The organism is Streptomyces sp. NPDC045778 (assembly GCF_056431945.1).
On record NZ_JBWKJZ010000057.1, the window covers coordinates 18,800 to 34,027 of the forward strand.

15 protein-coding genes are annotated in these 15,228 nt (G+C 71.6%); 9 read left to right on the forward strand and 6 right to left on the reverse strand.

Going from position 1 to position 15,228, the window contains the following annotated elements:
• Positions 1–77: 77 nt before the first annotated feature.
• Positions 78–800 (reverse strand): hypothetical protein, encoded by a 723-nt coding sequence (locus AC07GB_RS38490; protein ID WP_478853997.1) that lies wholly within the window; start codon positions 798–800, stop codon positions 78–80.
• A gap of 309 nt (positions 801–1,109) precedes the next feature.
• Between AC07GB_RS38490 and gcl the strand changes: the two genes are divergently transcribed.
• Positions 1,110–2,888: a glyoxylate carboligase gene (gene gcl, locus AC07GB_RS38495; protein WP_478854027.1), complete on the forward strand. Its 1,779-nt coding sequence runs from the start codon at positions 1,110–1,112 to the stop codon at positions 2,886–2,888.
• Here gcl and AC07GB_RS38500 read toward each other — a convergent pair.
• Positions 2,878–4,197, reverse strand: a complete 1,320-nt coding sequence (locus tag AC07GB_RS38500; RefSeq protein WP_478853999.1) for an MFS transporter — start codon at positions 4,195–4,197, stop codon at positions 2,878–2,880. The two genes, gcl and AC07GB_RS38500, sit on opposite strands and share 11 nt — an antisense overlap.
• A 136-nt stretch (positions 4,198–4,333) precedes the next feature.
• Here AC07GB_RS38500 and AC07GB_RS38505 point away from each other — a divergent pair, with 136 nt between their 5' ends.
• Positions 4,334–5,038 carry a TetR/AcrR family transcriptional regulator gene (locus AC07GB_RS38505; protein ID WP_478854001.1) on the forward strand — a complete coding sequence of 235 codons (705 nt, stop codon included), beginning with the start codon at positions 4,334–4,336 and terminating at the stop codon, positions 5,036–5,038.
• Here AC07GB_RS38505 and AC07GB_RS38510 read toward each other — a convergent pair.
• The 4 genes from AC07GB_RS38510 to AC07GB_RS38525 all read right to left on the reverse strand — a co-directional run bounded on the left by AC07GB_RS38510 (position 4,930) and on the right by AC07GB_RS38525 (position 9,325).
• Complete coding sequence (locus AC07GB_RS38510; protein ID WP_478854003.1) at positions 4,930–5,517, reverse strand: hypothetical protein; 588 nt, start codon at positions 5,515–5,517, stop codon at positions 4,930–4,932. The genes AC07GB_RS38505 and AC07GB_RS38510 overlap by 109 nt on opposite strands.
• A 371-nt stretch (positions 5,518–5,888) precedes the next feature.
• The gene (locus tag AC07GB_RS38515; protein ID WP_478854005.1) at positions 5,889–7,346 is read right to left on the reverse strand and encodes a catalase; all 1,458 of its coding nucleotides are present in this window, start codon (positions 7,344–7,346) and stop codon (positions 5,889–5,891) included.
• Positions 7,347–7,534: 188 nt separating this feature from the next.
• On the reverse strand, positions 7,535–8,443 hold the full coding sequence (locus tag AC07GB_RS38520; RefSeq protein ID WP_478854007.1) for a 2-hydroxy-3-oxopropionate reductase: 909 nt from the start codon (positions 8,441–8,443) through the stop codon (positions 7,535–7,537).
• Positions 8,444–8,491: 48 nt separating this feature from the next.
• Positions 8,492–9,325: a TIM barrel protein gene (locus tag AC07GB_RS38525; protein WP_478854009.1), complete on the reverse strand. Its 834-nt coding sequence runs from the start codon at positions 9,323–9,325 to the stop codon at positions 8,492–8,494.
• A gap of 138 nt (positions 9,326–9,463) precedes the next feature.
• Between AC07GB_RS38525 and AC07GB_RS38530 the strand changes: the two genes are divergently transcribed.
• From AC07GB_RS38530 to AC07GB_RS38560, 7 genes are all read left to right on the forward strand, one after another.
• Positions 9,464–9,715, forward strand: a complete 252-nt coding sequence (locus tag AC07GB_RS38530) for a thiamine-binding protein (protein ID WP_478854011.1) — start codon at positions 9,464–9,466, stop codon at positions 9,713–9,715.
• Positions 9,712–10,074: a helix-turn-helix domain-containing protein gene (locus tag AC07GB_RS38535; RefSeq protein WP_478854013.1), complete on the forward strand. Its 363-nt coding sequence runs from the start codon at positions 9,712–9,714 to the stop codon at positions 10,072–10,074. The genes AC07GB_RS38530 and AC07GB_RS38535 overlap by 4 nt, the downstream gene beginning before the upstream one ends.
• A 124-nt stretch (positions 10,075–10,198) precedes the next feature.
• Positions 10,199–10,756, forward strand: a complete 558-nt coding sequence (gene uraD, locus AC07GB_RS38540) for a 2-oxo-4-hydroxy-4-carboxy-5-ureidoimidazoline decarboxylase (RefSeq protein ID WP_478854015.1) — start codon at positions 10,199–10,201, stop codon at positions 10,754–10,756.
• 6 nt (positions 10,757–10,762) lie between these two features.
• Complete coding sequence (gene uraH / locus AC07GB_RS38545) at positions 10,763–11,170, forward strand: hydroxyisourate hydrolase (protein ID WP_478854017.1); 408 nt, start codon at positions 10,763–10,765, stop codon at positions 11,168–11,170.
• Between the two features lie 5 nt (positions 11,171–11,175).
• Positions 11,176–12,132 (forward strand): factor-independent urate hydroxylase, encoded by a 957-nt coding sequence (gene pucL, locus AC07GB_RS38550; protein ID WP_478854019.1) that lies wholly within the window; start codon positions 11,176–11,178, stop codon positions 12,130–12,132.
• A 64-nt stretch (positions 12,133–12,196) separates the two neighbouring features.
• Positions 12,197–13,594, forward strand: a complete 1,398-nt coding sequence (locus tag AC07GB_RS38555) for a nucleobase:cation symporter-2 family protein (RefSeq protein ID WP_478854021.1) — start codon at positions 12,197–12,199, stop codon at positions 13,592–13,594.
• A gap of 48 nt (positions 13,595–13,642) precedes the next feature.
• Positions 13,643–15,031, forward strand: coding sequence for an 8-oxoguanine deaminase (locus AC07GB_RS38560; protein ID WP_478854023.1), 1,389 nt, complete (start codon positions 13,643–13,645; stop codon positions 15,029–15,031).
• Positions 15,032–15,228: the final 197 nt, after the last annotated feature.

Sequence of the window (15,228 nt, forward strand, 5' to 3'; positions counted from 1 at the left end):
GTGAACGTCTCAGCCCGTCCGGCGTTCGAGGACGAGCCCGAAGGGCGAAACCCCTGCGCCCCCTGCCCTGGAAGGGCTTACGCCCCGCGGGCGGCCAGCTCGTCCGCCGCCCCGTTCAGGGGCTCCGGCACCCCGTCCAGCTCGACGCGGAACAGCGGCACGCCGAGTTCCGCCGCGCGCTCGCAGGCCTCGGGCGTGAAGTCGGACAGGGCGAAGCACACGCACGTGACCTCGTGGGTGAGCGCGGTGAGCCACGCGCACTCCAGGTCGCGCAGGGTCGCGGGCCGCGCCGACGGCTCGACGTGGGCGAGCACGCCCCGCGCGGTGAGCCGCGTGCCGGACGGCGCGCGGCTCAGGGGACCGGTCTCGGCGTCCCGTACGTCCGCGTAGCCCAGCCAGCGCAGATACAGCGCGGCCGCGGCCACCGCGTCACGCGCGCTGCGCACCGGGACGGGCCGGAACGCGGGCCGGGGCGCGGGGGCCGCAGCCGCCGGCGGGTGGGGCGTGGCGAGGTCGGGCCCCCGCGGTGACACGGCCTCCGTGTGGACCGGGATCCGCAGCACGGCCCCGCACGCGCAGCCGACCTCCGGCCGCGGCCAGTCCGCCTCTTGCCCGCAGGCCCCGCACCGCACCGTCACCCAGTCGTCCGCCCAGCTCCGCTCGGTGACGGGGATGGCGGCACGGCCGTACGCGAGCGGCGGGACGACGGGCGCGCCGCACGAGCAGGGGAAGGCCGGGGGAGCGTAGGCCTGCTCGTGACGGCACATCGGGCAGCGCACCGGGACCCCGTCCGTCGTCATCTCCCTCGCCGCCTCCCTCTCGCCACCCATGGCTCAGCGCCGCTCAAGCCTGGGCCCATGGTCTTACGGAACGCAACTACCCCGATACGCGAATTTGAGCTGCGGCCCGCTCCGGAACCGGCACTCCCTTGACGGTCCCGCCGCCCCGCCCTACATTGCTTCCACATAACAGAATCTAAATTCCGCAATGTGAAAGATCACCTCACGGCCGCGAGGCCATCCCACCGCAGGACCGGAATTCACAGCTCACCGCGGGGCGCGACGGGAGCCCGAATTCGCCAGCTGGAGCAGGAGAACTCAATGGCTCGTATGACCGCCGCCCGCGCGGCAGTTGAGATCCTCAAGCGCGAGGGCGTCACCGACGCGTTCGGCGTGCCGGGTGCCGCGATCAACCCCTTCTACAAGGCGCTGAAGGAGGGCGGTGGCATCGACCACACGCTCGCCCGCCACGTGGAGGGCGCCTCGCACATGGCCGAGGGCTACACCCGCACGAGGCCGGGCAACATCGGCGTCTGCATCGGCACGTCGGGCCCGGCGGGCACCGACATGATCACCGGCCTGTACTCGGCCATCGGTGACTCGATCCCGATCCTGTGCGTCACGGGCCAGGCGCCCACGCACGTGATCCACAAGGAGGACTTCCAGGCCGTCGACATCGCCTCGATCGCCACGCCGGTGACGAAGATGGCCGTGACGGTCCTGGAGGCCGCGCAGGTCCCCGGCGTCTTCCAGCAGGCGTTCCACCTGATGCGCTCGGGCCGCCCCGGGCCCGTCCTGATCGACCTGCCCATCGACGTCCAGCTCACCGAGATCGAGTTCGACCCGGAGACGTACGAGCCGCTGCCGGTCTACAAGCCCGCCGCGAGCCGCGCCCAGATCGAGAAGGCCATCGGCTTCCTCCTCGCGTCCGAGCGGCCGCTGATCGTCGCGGGCGGCGGCATCATCAACGCCGACGCCTGCGACCTGCTGGTGGAGTTCGCCGAGCTGACGGGCACTCCGGTGATCCCCACCCTCATGGGCTGGGGCGCCATCCCGGACGACCACGAGCTGAACGCGGGCATGGTGGGCCTCCAGACCTCGCACCGCTACGGCAACGCCACGTTCCTGGAGTCGGACTTCGTCCTCGGCATCGGCAACCGCTGGGCCAACCGCCACACCGGCTACAAGCTGGACGTGTACCGCGAGGGCCGGACGTTCGTCCACGTCGACATCGAGCCCACCCAGATCGGCAAGATCTTCGCGCCGGACTACGGCATCGCCTCCGACGCCAAGGCCGCCCTCGCGCTCTTCGTCGAGGTCGCGCGCGAGCTGAAGGCGGCCGGGAAGCTGCCCGACCGCACCGCGTGGATCGCCGCCGGGCAGGAGCGCAAGGCCACGCTCCTGCGCCGCACCCACTTCGACGACATCCCGATCAAGCCGCAGCGCGTGTACGAGGAGATGAACAAGGCCTTCGGCCCCGAGACGCGGTACGTCTCCACGATCGGCCTCTCCCAGATCGCGGGCGCCCAGCTGCTGCACGTCTACAAGCCCCGGCACTGGATCAACTGCGGCCAGGCGGGCCCGCTCGGCTGGACCATCCCGGCCGCGCTCGGCGTCGCGAAGGCCGACCCGGACGCGCAGGTCGTCGCGCTCTCCGGCGACTACGACTTCCAGTTCCTCATCGAGGAGCTGGCGGTCGGCGCCCAGCACCGCATCCCGTACGTCCACGTCCTCGTGAACAACTCCTACCTGGGCCTGATCCGCCAGGCGCAGCTCGGCCTGGACATCGACTTCCAGGTCAACCTGGAGTTCGAGAACGTCAACTCGCCGGAGCTGGGCGTCTACGGAGTCGACCACGTCAAGGTCGCCGAGGGCCTCGGCTGCAAGGCGATCCGCGTGACCGACCCCGGCGACCTTGCCGCGGCCTTCGAGCAGGCCAAGAAGCTGGCCCAGGAGTTCCGGGTGCCGGTGGTCGTGGAGGCGATCCTGGAGCGGATCACGAACATCTCGATGAGCCGTACGGCCGACATCAGCGACGTGACCGAGTTCGAGGAGGTCGCCACCGAGGAGTGGCACGTCCCGAGCGCGATCAAGACGTTCAAGGCCTGACGTCCGCGTCCCCCGCGCGGGGACGCGCGGCCTTTGCCCGGGAGTCCGGCTCCCGGGCAAAGGCCGTTCCCGAGCCCAGGCGGGCGGCTCGCAGCGACGGGAACGCCGCCGCCACCGCGAGCGTGGCGGCCACGCAGACCAGGCCGCCGATGGTCACCGCGGCGGCCGGCCCGGTGAGTTCGGCGAGGAAGCCGACGGCGGCGTTGCCGAGCGCGGGCGACACCGTGGCCTGTGCCATCCACAAGCTGCTGACGCGGCCCCGGAGTTCGTCGGGCGTGCCGTGCTGGAGCAGGGCGGAGCGCAGCGTCTCGGAGATCAGGTCGCCGAACCCGGCGAGCGCGAGCAGGACGAGCGCGAGCGGCAGCCACCCGCTGAGGCCCACTCCGGTCAGCGCGGCGCCCCACAGCAGCACGGCCCCGACCAGCGCGTGCCCGCCGGCGCGGGCCGTCCAGCCGCTGGTGGCCGCGCCGACGAGGGCGCCGAACGCGGGCGCCGCGTACAGGAGCCCGACGGCCGCGGGCCCGCCGCCGAACCGCTCGTCGGCCAGGGCCGGGTAGAGGGCCTGCGGCATCGTGAAGACCATCGCCGCCGCGTCGATGAGGAGCAGGCCGAGGACCACGCGGTGCCGCCGCACGAAGCGCAGGCCCTCGGCGAGCGAGCCGAACGCCTGCCGCACGCCCCTGCCCCCGGCGGCGGCCGTCGGCACCGGCAGCGGCCTGACGAAGAACAGCGCCGCCGTGAACACCAGGAACCCGGCCGCGTCCACCGCGTAGCACGCGGCGAGCCCGGGTCCCGCGATGAGCGCCCCGCCCAGGGCGGGGCCGCCGAGCGCGGCCAGCTGCGTGGAGCCGGAGAGCAGCGCGCCCGCCGCGGCGAGCCGCTCGGTGCCCGCGAGGGCCGGGACGGCGGCCAGCATCGCGGGCCCGCCGAGCCCCGCGAGGAGCCCGGTCGCGGCGGTGGCCGCGTAGATCACCCACAGCTGGGGCTCCGGGGCGAGGGCGTTGACCGCGAGCGCGGCGGCCACGAGCACCAGCGGCAGGCGCGTGGCGACCATCAGCGTCCGGCGGTCGAACCGGTCGGCCAGGACCCCGCCGACGAGGACGCCGGCGACCAGGGGAAGCGCCCGGGCCAGGCTCACCAGGCCGATGTGGAGGGAGGAGCCGGTCAGCTCGTACACCTGCACCGCGACGGCCACCGAGGTCATCAGGGTGCCGATCATCGCCCCCAGGAATCCGGCGTAGAGGAGCCGGAAGTCGCGGCTTTCACGCAGCGGCCGGACGTCCATGGCAAGGCCGGAGAGACGGGGCATCGGGACTCCAAGCAAGGTGAGGCAAGCCTTAGTCGCACCCACCTTGGCGGGCGCGGCGCTTAAAGTCAACATGTGTGAAGTTCAGTGTGCGGGCCGCGCCACCAGCGGCCCGCCGCCGTGGCGTTAGCCTCGGGGGATGAGCGGAACGACGCGGCGCAGACCCACCCACCGCAAGGGCCGGGCCACCCTGACCCGGGAGTCGGTGGGGGAGGCCGCGCTCGCCTATCTGGGGGAGCACGGCGCCGCGGCCCTCACCATGCGCTCGCTGGCCGCGGACCTCGGGGTCTCCGCCCGCGCCCTGTACAACTACGTGGAGGACCGGCGGGACCTGGTCGCAGTCGCCGCCGAGATCTTCCAGGCGGGCTGGCGGCCGCCGCGCCTCGACCCGGCCCCCGGGGCCTGGCGGGCCAGCCTCGGCGCCTTCTGCGACGACCTGCGCGCCCACTACCGCCGACACCCCGGCATGACCACGCTCGCCCTCAGCGAGAACGTGACGATGGCCGGTCATCCCGCGATGCTGCGCAACGTGGACGCGCTCATCGGCTTCTACGCCGCGCTCGGGCTCACCCTCGCGGACGCCTACCGCGCCTGCATGGAGACCGTGCGCCTCGTCGTCGGCTTCGTGGAGTTCGAGGACGCCCTGCGGGACCGCCCCCCGGCCCATCTGGACCCGGCGGACCTGGAGGCGCACCCGCCGCCGTGGCTGCGTACCGGGGAAGCCGACGCGCTGCCTCACTTGGCGGCGGTCGCGGACCTCGCGCCCGACGGTGCCGACACGCGGTTCGCGTTCGCCGTGGAGGTGTTCACGGACGGGGTCGCGGCCCGGCGGCGCAGCGCGTAGTGGACGGTGAGCGCCAGGACGAGCGGCCCCCACAGGCCGACGGGCAGGACGCAGATCCGGAACAGCAGTTCCCAGGCGCCGTTGTCGAACCCCGCGAAGGCGAATCCGGGCACGCCGAGGGCGCCGAGCGTGAAGGGCCCGAAGAGGGCGGTCGCGCCGAGCCCGCCCAGGGTCGCGGGGACCAGGGCGACGGCGGGGCGCAGTCGCCGCCCGCCGAGCACGGGCACCCAGGCGGGCGCCACCTCGCCCCAGCCCCGGACCAGGCCGAAGGACAGCAGCGCGAGCGCCTCGGTGAGCAGGCTCAGACCGAAGATGTACGGCACGGAGATCCACAGACTGCCGATCGATCCCGTGCCGGCGCCCATGTCGAACCCGAAGGCGAACGGCAGCCGCCAGAGGCACTGGGGGAGCAGGACGAGCGGGATCAGATGGGCCACGCGCTCGGCCCAGCGGGGTACGGGGGATGCGGTTGTCGTCATGCCTCTGACCTTTCCGCGCGGGCTCGCGGAGATCGTCACCGGAGAAGCCGAACCGCCTCCGCCGTGCGGCGGAGGCGGTTCGGCGGTGAGGCGTAGGGCCGCTTCACGGCTCGCCCTCACCCGCCGGACGGGCTGTGGGCGGGTCGATGGTCGGGACCGCGACGGCCGGGCGACGGCCTCCGGCTGCTCCTCCTCTGGTCGAAGGGGCGGCCGGGGCCTTCACCACCGCACTGGCTCGCCTCGAGCCGTCGCGGTCCTCGTCCCCCCGCGTGCCGTGGCCACCCCTCATCCGGGCCACGGCGTCGCGGGATCCGCGCTGGGGGACCGACCTCCCGTCAAGTCCCCGGCGCAGTCTGTGAGGTGAGGGTTCCTCAGTCCTCGCGCAGGGCGCGGACCGCGTCTTCCACGCGCTTGCCGTAGTCGGCGTCGGCGGCGTGGAAATGGGCGAGGTTCTTCTCGACGACGTCCTCGCGGGACACCTGGGACAGACCGCCCGCGATGTTCGCCACCAGGCGGGACTTCTCCTCGTCCGACATCAGCCGGTACAGCTCGCCGGCTTGGAAGAAGTCGTCGTCCTTGGTGTGGGCGGGCGCCTCGTGCGTGCCGGTGTGGCCGGTCACGGCCAGCGGCGCGGAGAGCGGCCTGCCGGTCTCCGCGGGGCCGTCGTAGGAGTTGGGCTCGTAGTTCTTGCGGTCGCGGCCGTAGGCGTTGGTGGCCATGAGGCCGTCGCGGCCGTAGTTGTCCACGGTGGTCGCCCGGGGCGCGTTCACGGCGAGCTGGGTGTGGTTCACGCCCAGGCGGTAGCGGTGCGCGTCGGCGTAGGCGAACAGGCGGCCCTGGAGCATCTTGTCCGGCGAGGGGCCGATGCCCGGCACGAAGTTGTTCGGCGAGAAGGCGGCCTGCTCGACCTCGGCGAAGACATTGTCGGGGTTGCGGTCCAGGACCAGGCGGCCCACGCGCTGGAGCGGGTAGTCGCTGTGCGGCCACACCTTCGTCAGGTCGAAGGGGTTGAAGCGGTAGCTGGCCGCGTCGGCCGCCGGCATGACCTGCACGTGCAGCGTCCACGACGGGTTCACCCCGCGCTCGATGGCCTGGAGCAGGTCCGTCTGGTGGGAGTTGGGGTCCTTGCCCGCGATCTCGGCGGCCTGCTCGGAGGACAGGCTGCGGATGCCCTGGTTCGTCTTGAAGTGGTACTTGACGAAGAAGGCCTCGCCCTGGGCGTTGGTCCACTGGTAGGTGTGCGAGCCGTAGCCGTTCATGTGCCGGTACGAGGCCGGGATGCCGCGGTCGCCCATCAGCCAGGTCACCTGGTGCGTGGCCTCGGGGGCGTGCGCCCAGAAGTCCCAGACGTTGTCCGGCTCCTGCTTGCCCGTGAACGGGTCGCGCTTCTGCGAGTGGATGAAGTCGGGGAATTTCAGCGGGTCCTTGATGAAGAAGACCGGCGTGTTGTTGCCGACGAGGTCGTAGTTGCCCTCCTCGGTGTAGAACTTCACCGCGAAGCCGCGCGGATCGCGGACGGCGTCGGCGCCGCCGAGGTTGTCGGCCACGGTCGAGAAGCGCAGGAAGACCTCGGTGCGCTTGCCGATCTCGGCGAGGAAGTCGGCGTGGGTGAAGCCGGTGACGTCGTCGGTCACCTCGAAGTAGCCGTACGCGCCCGAGCCGCGGGCGTGCACCACGCGCTCCGGGATGCGCTCGCGGTTGAAGCGGGCGAGCTTCTCCAGGAGGTGCTGGTCCTGGAGGAGGAGCGGGCCACCGACGCCTGCGGTGGCGGAATTCTGGTTGTCGGCGACAGGGGCGCCGGACTCCGTGGTGAGAACGCGCTTCGGCATGGTGGTAGGTCGGCCTTCCGTGCAGAACTGCTGGAGACTGCTTGAGGTGACGCGAGCGTAGGGACGCCGGATCCGTCACGTCAACAGTTTGTTGAAGTTCGAGGTGGGGTGGGGTTCCGGGCCGCGGCGGCGCTTGGGCGCGACAGGACAGGTGTCAGCGCCGCCACGGCCCGGAAGTCTGCGGGCGCTTACGCGACCCGGTCGCCGGACAGGCGCTCGACGGAGCGGAGCAGCGCGGAGTGGTCCAGGCCGCCGTCGCCCTGGGCGCGCAGGCTGGCGACGAGCTGGGCCACCACCGCGCCGACGGGCAGCGCGGCGCCGACGTTGCGGGCGGCGTCGGTGACGATGCCCATGTCCTTGTGGTGCAGGTCGATGCGGAAGCCCGGCTTGAAGTCCCGGTTCAGGAAGTTGTCCTTCTTGCGGGTCAGGACGGTGGAACCGGCGAGCCCGCCGTTCAGCACGTCGAGGGCGGCGGCGAGGTCGACGCCCGACTTCTCCAGGAAGACCACGGCCTCGGCGCAGGCCTGGATGTTGACCGCGACGATGAGCTGGTTGGCGGCCTTCACGGTCTGGCCCGAGCCGTGCGGGCCGCACCGCACGACGGTCTTGCCGAGGGCGTCGAACAGCGGCCTGGCCGCGTCGAAGTCCGCCTGCTCGCCGCCGACCATGATGGACAGGACGGCCTCGATCGCGCCGGCCTCGCCGCCGGAGACCGGGGCGTCGAGCACCCGGATCCCCTTGGCCGCGGCGGCCTTCGCGAGGTCGACGGAGGTCTGCGGGGTGATCGACGACATGTCGATGAGCAGCGCGCCGGACCTGGCGTTCTCCAGGATGCCGTCGGGGCCGTAGGCGATGGCCTCGACCTGCGGCGACGCGGGCACCATCGTCACGACGACGTCGGCGTCGCGGACGGCGTCGGCGATCGAGGCGGCCGGGGTGCCGCCCGCGGCGGCGAGCCGGTCCAGCTTGTCCTGCTCCAGGGTGTAACCGGTCACGGAGTAACCGGCCTTGATCAGGTTCTCGGCCATGGGCGAGCCCATGATCCCGAGTCCGATCCACGCAACCGCCGGGCGGGAAGAAGGCGCGAGCGTGCTCATGAGGGAACCTCTCTCAGTGCGTCGTTACGGGGTGGTGCGGACCCGGCGTCAGCCGCGGGCCCCGGCGGGCAGCCAGTCGAAGGACTCGTGGCTCGGGCGGTCGCCGGGCTTGTACTCCAGGCCGACCCGGCCCTCGTACCCGGCCTTCCGCAGCTGGTCGAGCAGGTCTTCCAGGGGCAGGGAGCCGGAGCCGGGGGCGCCGCGCCCCGGGTTGTCGGCGATCTGCACGTGGGCCGTCTTGTCGGCGTACGCGGCGATCACCCGCGGCAGGTCCTCCCCGTTCATGGAGAGGTGGTACAGGTCCATGAGGAACTTCGCGTTGCCGAGCCCGGTCGCCTCGTTGACCTTGTCCACGATCTCGACGGCCTTGGGGGCGCTGACGATCGGGCAGTGCGGCGACTCGGGGGCGTTCAGCGCCTCGATCAGCAGGACCGCGCCCACGCGGTCGGCGGCGCGGGCGGCCAACACGAGGTTCTCCAGGGCGAGTTCGTCCTGGGCGGCCGGGTCGACGCCGTCGACGCGGTTGCCGTACAGGGCGTTGAGCGCCGTGCAGCCGAGGGACCGGGCGAAGTCCGCGGCGACGTCCACGTTCGCGCGGAACTTCTCGCTCTCCTCGCCGGGGATCGACAGGGCGCCCCGGTCGGGTCCCGGCAGTTGTCCGGCGTAGAAGTTCAGGCCCACGAGCTGGACACCCGCGTCCTCGATCGCCTGCTTCAGGGCGTCCAGGTCCGACCGTTCGGGGGTGGGGGTCTCGACCCAGGGCCACCACAGCTCGACGGCCTTGAACCCCGCCGCGGCCGCGGCCGCGGGGCGCTCCAGGAGCGGCAGCTCGGTGAAGAGGATCGACAGGTTCACATCGAAGCGCTGGTCGGAGTATCCCATGGGGCTTCCGCGCTCCTTCCGTCTCGCGAATTTCGTATAGCGGAAGTTCGTTTCTGCTTAACGGAAGACTGCATCCGGTCCGCGGAAGCTGTCAAGAGGGGCTGCCCCGAAATCGGGACGCCGCAGTAGGTTGAGCGCGTGCGATTGAGAGTGGAGTTCACGACCGAGCCCTTCGACCTCGACGAGGCGCCGCAGCACGCGCTGGTCGCCCGCGAGGTCATCGAGAGCGCCGACCTCGACACCGTGGACGTCGGGCCGTTCGGCAACACCGCGGAGGGAGAGGCCGACGCCGTGCTCGCCGCCGTCGATGCCATGCTGCGCAAGACCCTGGGCGCGGGCGCGACCCGCGTCTCCCTCCAGGTGAACGTCGTCGCGGGGGCCGACGGATGACCGCCTTCGGGGACGACCCCTTCGCGCTCGCGGTGAAGCCGCTGGTGGACGCCATGGGTGGGCGGATGCTGCCGCCCGAGGAGGCGGGCGAGGACGACGTGGTGCTCGCCTGGGAGGGCCGGGACGTCCTCGCCGTACGCCTGCCGCAGCTCGCCGACTCCCTCGACCACATCCTGCTCGCCCTGGAGCGCAAGCACGGCAAGCCCCTCGCGGACCTGGACCGCAAGGCCAAGCAGGAGGTCGTCAGGCTCCTTGAGGCGCGCGGCGCGTTCTCCGTCCGGCACGGCGTGGAGACCGTGGCCACCGCCCTCGGGGTCAGCCGTTTCACCGTGTACAACTACTTGAACCGCTCCACCTGAAGCCCCAGGTCACCAGCGAATCCTCGGCAGTAACAGCAGGCCGCCGTCCGTTCACCGGGCGGCGGCCTTTGTTAACCGGAGTTTTCAACAAAGTGTTGACGTCGAGTTTCGGACGGCGTTAGCTATGCGCAGCCCGTCCAGCACAAAGGCCCCGGAGGCCCCCGTGACTTCGAGCACCAAGACGCCGGGCCTGACCCGGTTCAACGCCCTCGACGAGGCCGCGGCGCGCACCGCACTCCACGAGGCCTGCGCCGCGGCGGCCTGGGGCGACGCGCTCCTCGCCCAGCGCCCCTTCGCCACCGCCGACGCCCTGTACGCCGCGAGCGACGCCGCCACGGCCGCGCTGTCCGCGGCCGACCTGGCCGAGGCGATGGCGGGGCATCCGCCGATCGGCCGGCCGAAGCCGGGAGACCCGACCTCGTCCCGCGAGCAGCGGGGCATGGCCGGGGCGTCCGCGGACCTGAAGGCCGAGATGCTCGAACTCAACCTGGCCTACCAGGACAAGTTCGGCCACGTCTTCCTCGTCTGCGCCACCGGCAGGACCGGGGAGCAGATGCGGGACGCGGTCAAGGACCGGATCGGCAACACGCCCGAGCGCGAACGCGAGATCGTCCGCGCCGAACTGGGCAAGATCAACAGGATCCGCCTTGCCCGACTCGTCGACGTCGTTGAAGAGGACTGACGCAGCATGAGCACAAGCACCACGGCCTCGGTGTCCACGCACATCCTGGACACCTCGGTCGGCCGCCCCGCCGAAGCGGTCGCCGTCCGGCTCTCGGCCCGCGGCGGGGGAGCGGCCGACTGGCAGGCGCTCGGCGGCAGCGCGACCGACGCGGACGGGCGCTGCAAGGACCTGCCGGCTCTGCCGGAAGGGACCTCGCACGTACGTCTCGACTTCGAGACCGAGGCGTACTTCCTGAGCAAGAACAACCAGCAAGCCGAGGCGCAGCAGGACGCCCCCGCGAATCGGGACAGCGGTGCGAGCGGCGTGTTCTTCCCGGAGGTGGCGATCACGTTCGCCGTCACGCCGGGCGAGCACTACCACGTACCGCTGCTGCTCAACCCGTTCGGCTACTCCGTTTACCGAGGGAGCTAGCAGACATGGCAGCCCATTCCCACCCGGCCCGCCCTGTGATCCTGGGACAGAACCAGTACGGCAAGGCTGAGAACCGGGTCGTAAAGATCACGCGGGACGGCGACACCCACCACATCAAGGACCTGAACGTCTCCGTCGCCCTCTCCGGCGACCTGGACGACGTCCACTACAACGGCTCGAACGCCAACTGCCTGCCGACGGACACCACGAAGAACACCTGCTTCGCCTTCGCCAAGGAACACGGCATCGAGTCCGCCGAACAGTACGGCATCCACCTCGCCCGGCACTTCGTGGACAGCCAGCCCTCCATCCACCGGGCGCGTATCCGCATCGAGGAGTACTCCTGGGAGCGTATCGCCGCATCCGACGGCAACTCCCAGTTCATCGGCGCCGACGAGGTCAAGCACTCCTTCGTGCGCAAGGGCCAGGAGACACGGCTCGCCCAGATCACGTATGACGGCACGGACTTCGAGGTGCTCAGCGGTCTGAAGGACCTGACCGTCATGAACACCACGAACTCGGAGTTCTGGGGCTACATCAAGGACAAGTACACGACGCTCCAGGAGGATTACGACCGTATCCTCGCCACCTCCCTGTCCACCTGGTGGCGGCACAACTGGACCAGCGACGAGCAGCGCATGCCGAGCTGGGAGCGGAGTTACGAGCAGGCGAGGAAGCACATCCTGCACGCCTTCGTGGAGACGTACTCCCTCTCGCTCCAGCAGACGCTGTACCAGATGGGCTCGCGGGTCCTCAACAACCGCAGCGAGATCGACGAGATCCGCTTCTCCGCGCCCAACAAGCACCACTTCCGCCAGGACCTCTCCTTCTGCGGCCTCGACAACGACGCCAAGGACGGCGCGGTCTACTACGCCGCGGACCGCCCCTACGGCCTGATAGAGGCCACGATCCTGCGCGACGGTGCCGAGGCCAAGATCCCGGTCGACATGACCAACCTCTGACGCGGGACGCGCGCCCCGCCCGCCCGCAGGAGCGGGGCGCGCCACACCGGAGGGAACGACAGCTATGGCACAGCCTGCCGAAGGGCCGACCGACGGCCCGTGTTCCACCCCGCCGGACGCATGCCACCCGGTGGATGAGAAGCTCCACGTCTCGCGGCTCGTCCCCGCCGCGCTCCAGCACATCGCCGCCATGTACGCGGGTGTCGTCACCCCTCCGCTCATCATCGGCCAGGCCGTCGGTCTCGACGCCGCCGCGCAGACCCGGCTCATCGCCGCCGGCCTGCTGATCGCCGGACTCGCCACGCTCCTTCAGACGCTCGGCGTCAAGAACGCCGTCGGCAACCGGCTGCCGTTCGTCAACGCCGCCTCCTCCGCGGGCATCGCGCCGATGCTCGCCATCGCCGAGAACAGCGCCACGGGCCACCAACTCCCCGCGATCTACGGCGCGGTGATGGTCGCCGGGCTCTTCTGCCTGCTCGTCGGGCCGTTCTTCGGGCGGCTCCTGCGCTTCTTCCCGCCGCTCGTCACCGGCGTGGTCATCACGCTCATCGGTGTGACACTCATGCCCGTACCTGTCACATGGGCGCAGGGAGGTGACAAGGAGGCGGCCGACTTCGGCGACATGCGCTATCTCGCGCTCGCCGCGTTCACGCTCGTCGTGATCCTGCTCTTCCAGCGGTTCGCGCGCGGCTTCTTCAAGCAAGTCGCGCTTCTCATGGGCTTGTTGATCGGTACGCTCGCGGCCGTCCCGTTCGGGCTCGCCGACTTCTCCTCGCTGAAGTCCGCGCCGGTCGCCGCGCTGCCCACGCCGTTCGCTTCCGGCGCGCCGGAGTTCCAGCCCGCCGCGATCCTCTCCCTGTGCATCGTGATGCTCGTCCTGATGACCGAGTCCAGCGCGGGCATGCTCGCGCTCGGCGAGATCTGCGAGCGCAGGACCGACGGCGCCACCCTCACCCGGGGCCTGCGCACCGACGGCATCGCGACGCTCGTGGGGCCCGTCTTCGGCTCCTTCCCGACCTCGGCCTTCGCGCAGAACGTCGGCGTGGTCTCGCTGACCCGGGTGCGCAGCCGGTACGTCGTCGCCGTGGCGGGCGGCGCCCTGATCGTGCTCGGCGCCTTCCCCGTGCTCGGCGCGGTCGTCAGCCTCGTACCGATGCCGGTGCTCGGCGGCGCGGGCGTCGTGCTCTTCGGCTCCATCGCGGTCAGCGGCATCCGCACCCTTTCCGAGGCGGGCCTCGACGACAGCTCCAACATCGTCCTGGTCGCGGTGGCGCTCGGCGCGGGCATCATCCCGCTCGCCGCGCCCACCTTCTACGCCGACTTCCCGGCCTGGGCGCAGACCGTGCTCGGCTCCGGCATCAGCGCGGGCGCGCTCGCCGCCGTCGTGCTGAACCTGTTCTTCCACCATCTCGGCACCCGTGACAGCGCGCACAGCGAGGTCGCGGCACTCAAATCCCCCTAGGGTCCTGCCGTGCCCGATTCACCGCCATCCACCCGAGAAGGAAGCACCATGGCACCTTCGGCAGCCCCGCAGCGCACCGTCATCGAGAACGTCGCGATCGCGACCGTGGACGCTGAGGACACCGAGTACGCGTCCGGTCACCTCGTCGTCGCCGGGAACCGCATCGAGTCCGTCGGCGCGGGCAAGGCCCCCGAGGGCCTGGAGAACGTCGTACGCCGCGTCGACGGCACCGGCCACCTCGCGACGCCCGGACTCGTGAACACGCACCACCACTTCTACCAGTGGATCACCCGTGGCCTCGCCACCGACCACAACCTCTTCGACTGGCTGGTGGCGCTCTACCCGACGTGGGCGCGCATCGACGAGGACATGGTCCGCGCCGCCGCGCGCGGCTCCCTCGCGATGATGGCCCGCGGCGGCGTCACCACGGCCATGGACCACCACTACGTGTACCCGAAGGGCTCCGGCGACCTGTCCGGGGCCATCATCGGGGCGGCGCGCGACATGGGGGTGCGCTTCACCCTGGCCCGTGGCTCCATGGACCGCAGCGAGAAGGACGGCGGGCTGCCGCCGGACTTCGCCGTGGAGTCCCTGGAGGGCGCGCTCGCGGCCACCGAGGAGACCGTCGGGACCCACCACGACGCGTCCTTCGACGCCATGACGCAGGTCGCCGTCGCGCCGTGCTCCCCGTTCTCCGTCTCCACCGAGCTGATGACGCAGGGCGCCGAGCTGGCCCGCCGCCTGGGTGTGCGCCTGCACACGCACGGCAGCGAGACGGTCGAGGAGGAGAAGTTCTGCCACGAGCTGTTCGGCAAGGGCCCGACCGACTACTTCGAGTCCACGGGCTGGCTGGGTGACGACGTGTGGATGGCGCACTGCGTCCACATGAACGACTCCGACATCGCCGCCTTCGCCAGGACCGGGACCGGCGTCGCCCACTGCCCGTCCTCCAACGCCCGGCTCGCGGCCGGCATCGCCCGCGTGCCCGACATGCTCGCCGCCGGGGTGCCGGTCGGGCTCGGCGTGGACGGCACCGCGTCCAACGAGTCCGGCGAACTCCACACCGAGCTGCGCAACGCGCTGCTCATCAACCGTCTGGGCGCCCACAAGGAAGCCGCCCTGAACGCCCGTCAGGCCCTGCGCCTCGGCACCTACGGAGGCGCCCAGGTCCTCGGCCGCGCGAGCCAGATCGGCTCCCTCGAAGCGGGCAAGCTCGCCGACCTCGTCCTGTGGAAGGTCGACGGCATCGGACACTCCACGATCGCCGACCCGGTGACCGCACTCGTCTTCGGCGCCGCGGCGCCGGTGACCCTCTCCCTCGTCGACGGCGAACCGGTGGTCGAACACGGCCGCCTGCTGACCGCCGACGAGGACGCCGTCGCCCGCGCCGCGCGGGACGAGGCACAGCGACTCGCGCGCATCACCGCGGAGCGCTGACCGCGCGGGCGAGCGCAGCTGTCCGGCTGAGGGGGACGGCCCTCAGCCGGCGCCCGTGGACCCGAGCGGGGTCCACGGGGCACGGGGTCCGGGGGGGGGGGGGGGGGGGGGGGGGCCCCCCCCCCCCCCCCCCCCCCTTTCCCCCCCCCCCCCCCCCCCCCCCCCCCCCCCCCCCCTCCCGGTCCCCCACCAAAGAG

Coding starts and splice junctions, on each gene's coding strand:
- gcl (WP_478854027.1), top strand. CDS start 1,110: ATGACCGCCGCCCGCGCGGCAGTTGAGATCCTCAAGCGCGAGGGCGTC.
- pucL (WP_478854019.1), top strand. CDS start 11,176: ATGGCAGCCCATTCCCACCCGGCCCGCCCTGTGATCCTGGGACAGAAC.
- AC07GB_RS38520 (WP_478854007.1), bottom strand. CDS start 8,443: ATGAGCACGCTCGCGCCTTCTTCCCGCCCGGCGGTTGCGTGGATCGGA.
- AC07GB_RS38560 (WP_478854023.1), top strand. CDS start 13,643: ATGGCACCTTCGGCAGCCCCGCAGCGCACCGTCATCGAGAACGTCGCG.
- AC07GB_RS38510 (WP_478854003.1), bottom strand. CDS start 5,517: ATGACGACAACCGCATCCCCCGTACCCCGCTGGGCCGAGCGCGTGGCC.
- AC07GB_RS38490 (WP_478853997.1), bottom strand. CDS start 800: ATGACGACGGACGGGGTCCCGGTGCGCTGCCCGATGTGCCGTCACGAG.
- AC07GB_RS38500 (WP_478853999.1), bottom strand. CDS start 4,197: ATGCCCCGTCTCTCCGGCCTTGCCATGGACGTCCGGCCGCTGCGTGAA.
- AC07GB_RS38555 (WP_478854021.1), top strand. CDS start 12,197: ATGGCACAGCCTGCCGAAGGGCCGACCGACGGCCCGTGTTCCACCCCG.
- uraD (WP_478854015.1), top strand. CDS start 10,199: ATGCGCAGCCCGTCCAGCACAAAGGCCCCGGAGGCCCCCGTGACTTCG.
- AC07GB_RS38515 (WP_478854005.1), bottom strand. CDS start 7,346: ATGCCGAAGCGCGTTCTCACCACGGAGTCCGGCGCCCCTGTCGCCGAC.
- AC07GB_RS38525 (WP_478854009.1), bottom strand. CDS start 9,325: ATGGGATACTCCGACCAGCGCTTCGATGTGAACCTGTCGATCCTCTTC.
- uraH (WP_478854017.1), top strand. CDS start 10,763: ATGAGCACAAGCACCACGGCCTCGGTGTCCACGCACATCCTGGACACC.
- AC07GB_RS38535 (WP_478854013.1), top strand. CDS start 9,712: ATGACCGCCTTCGGGGACGACCCCTTCGCGCTCGCGGTGAAGCCGCTG.
- AC07GB_RS38505 (WP_478854001.1), top strand. CDS start 4,334: ATGAGCGGAACGACGCGGCGCAGACCCACCCACCGCAAGGGCCGGGCC.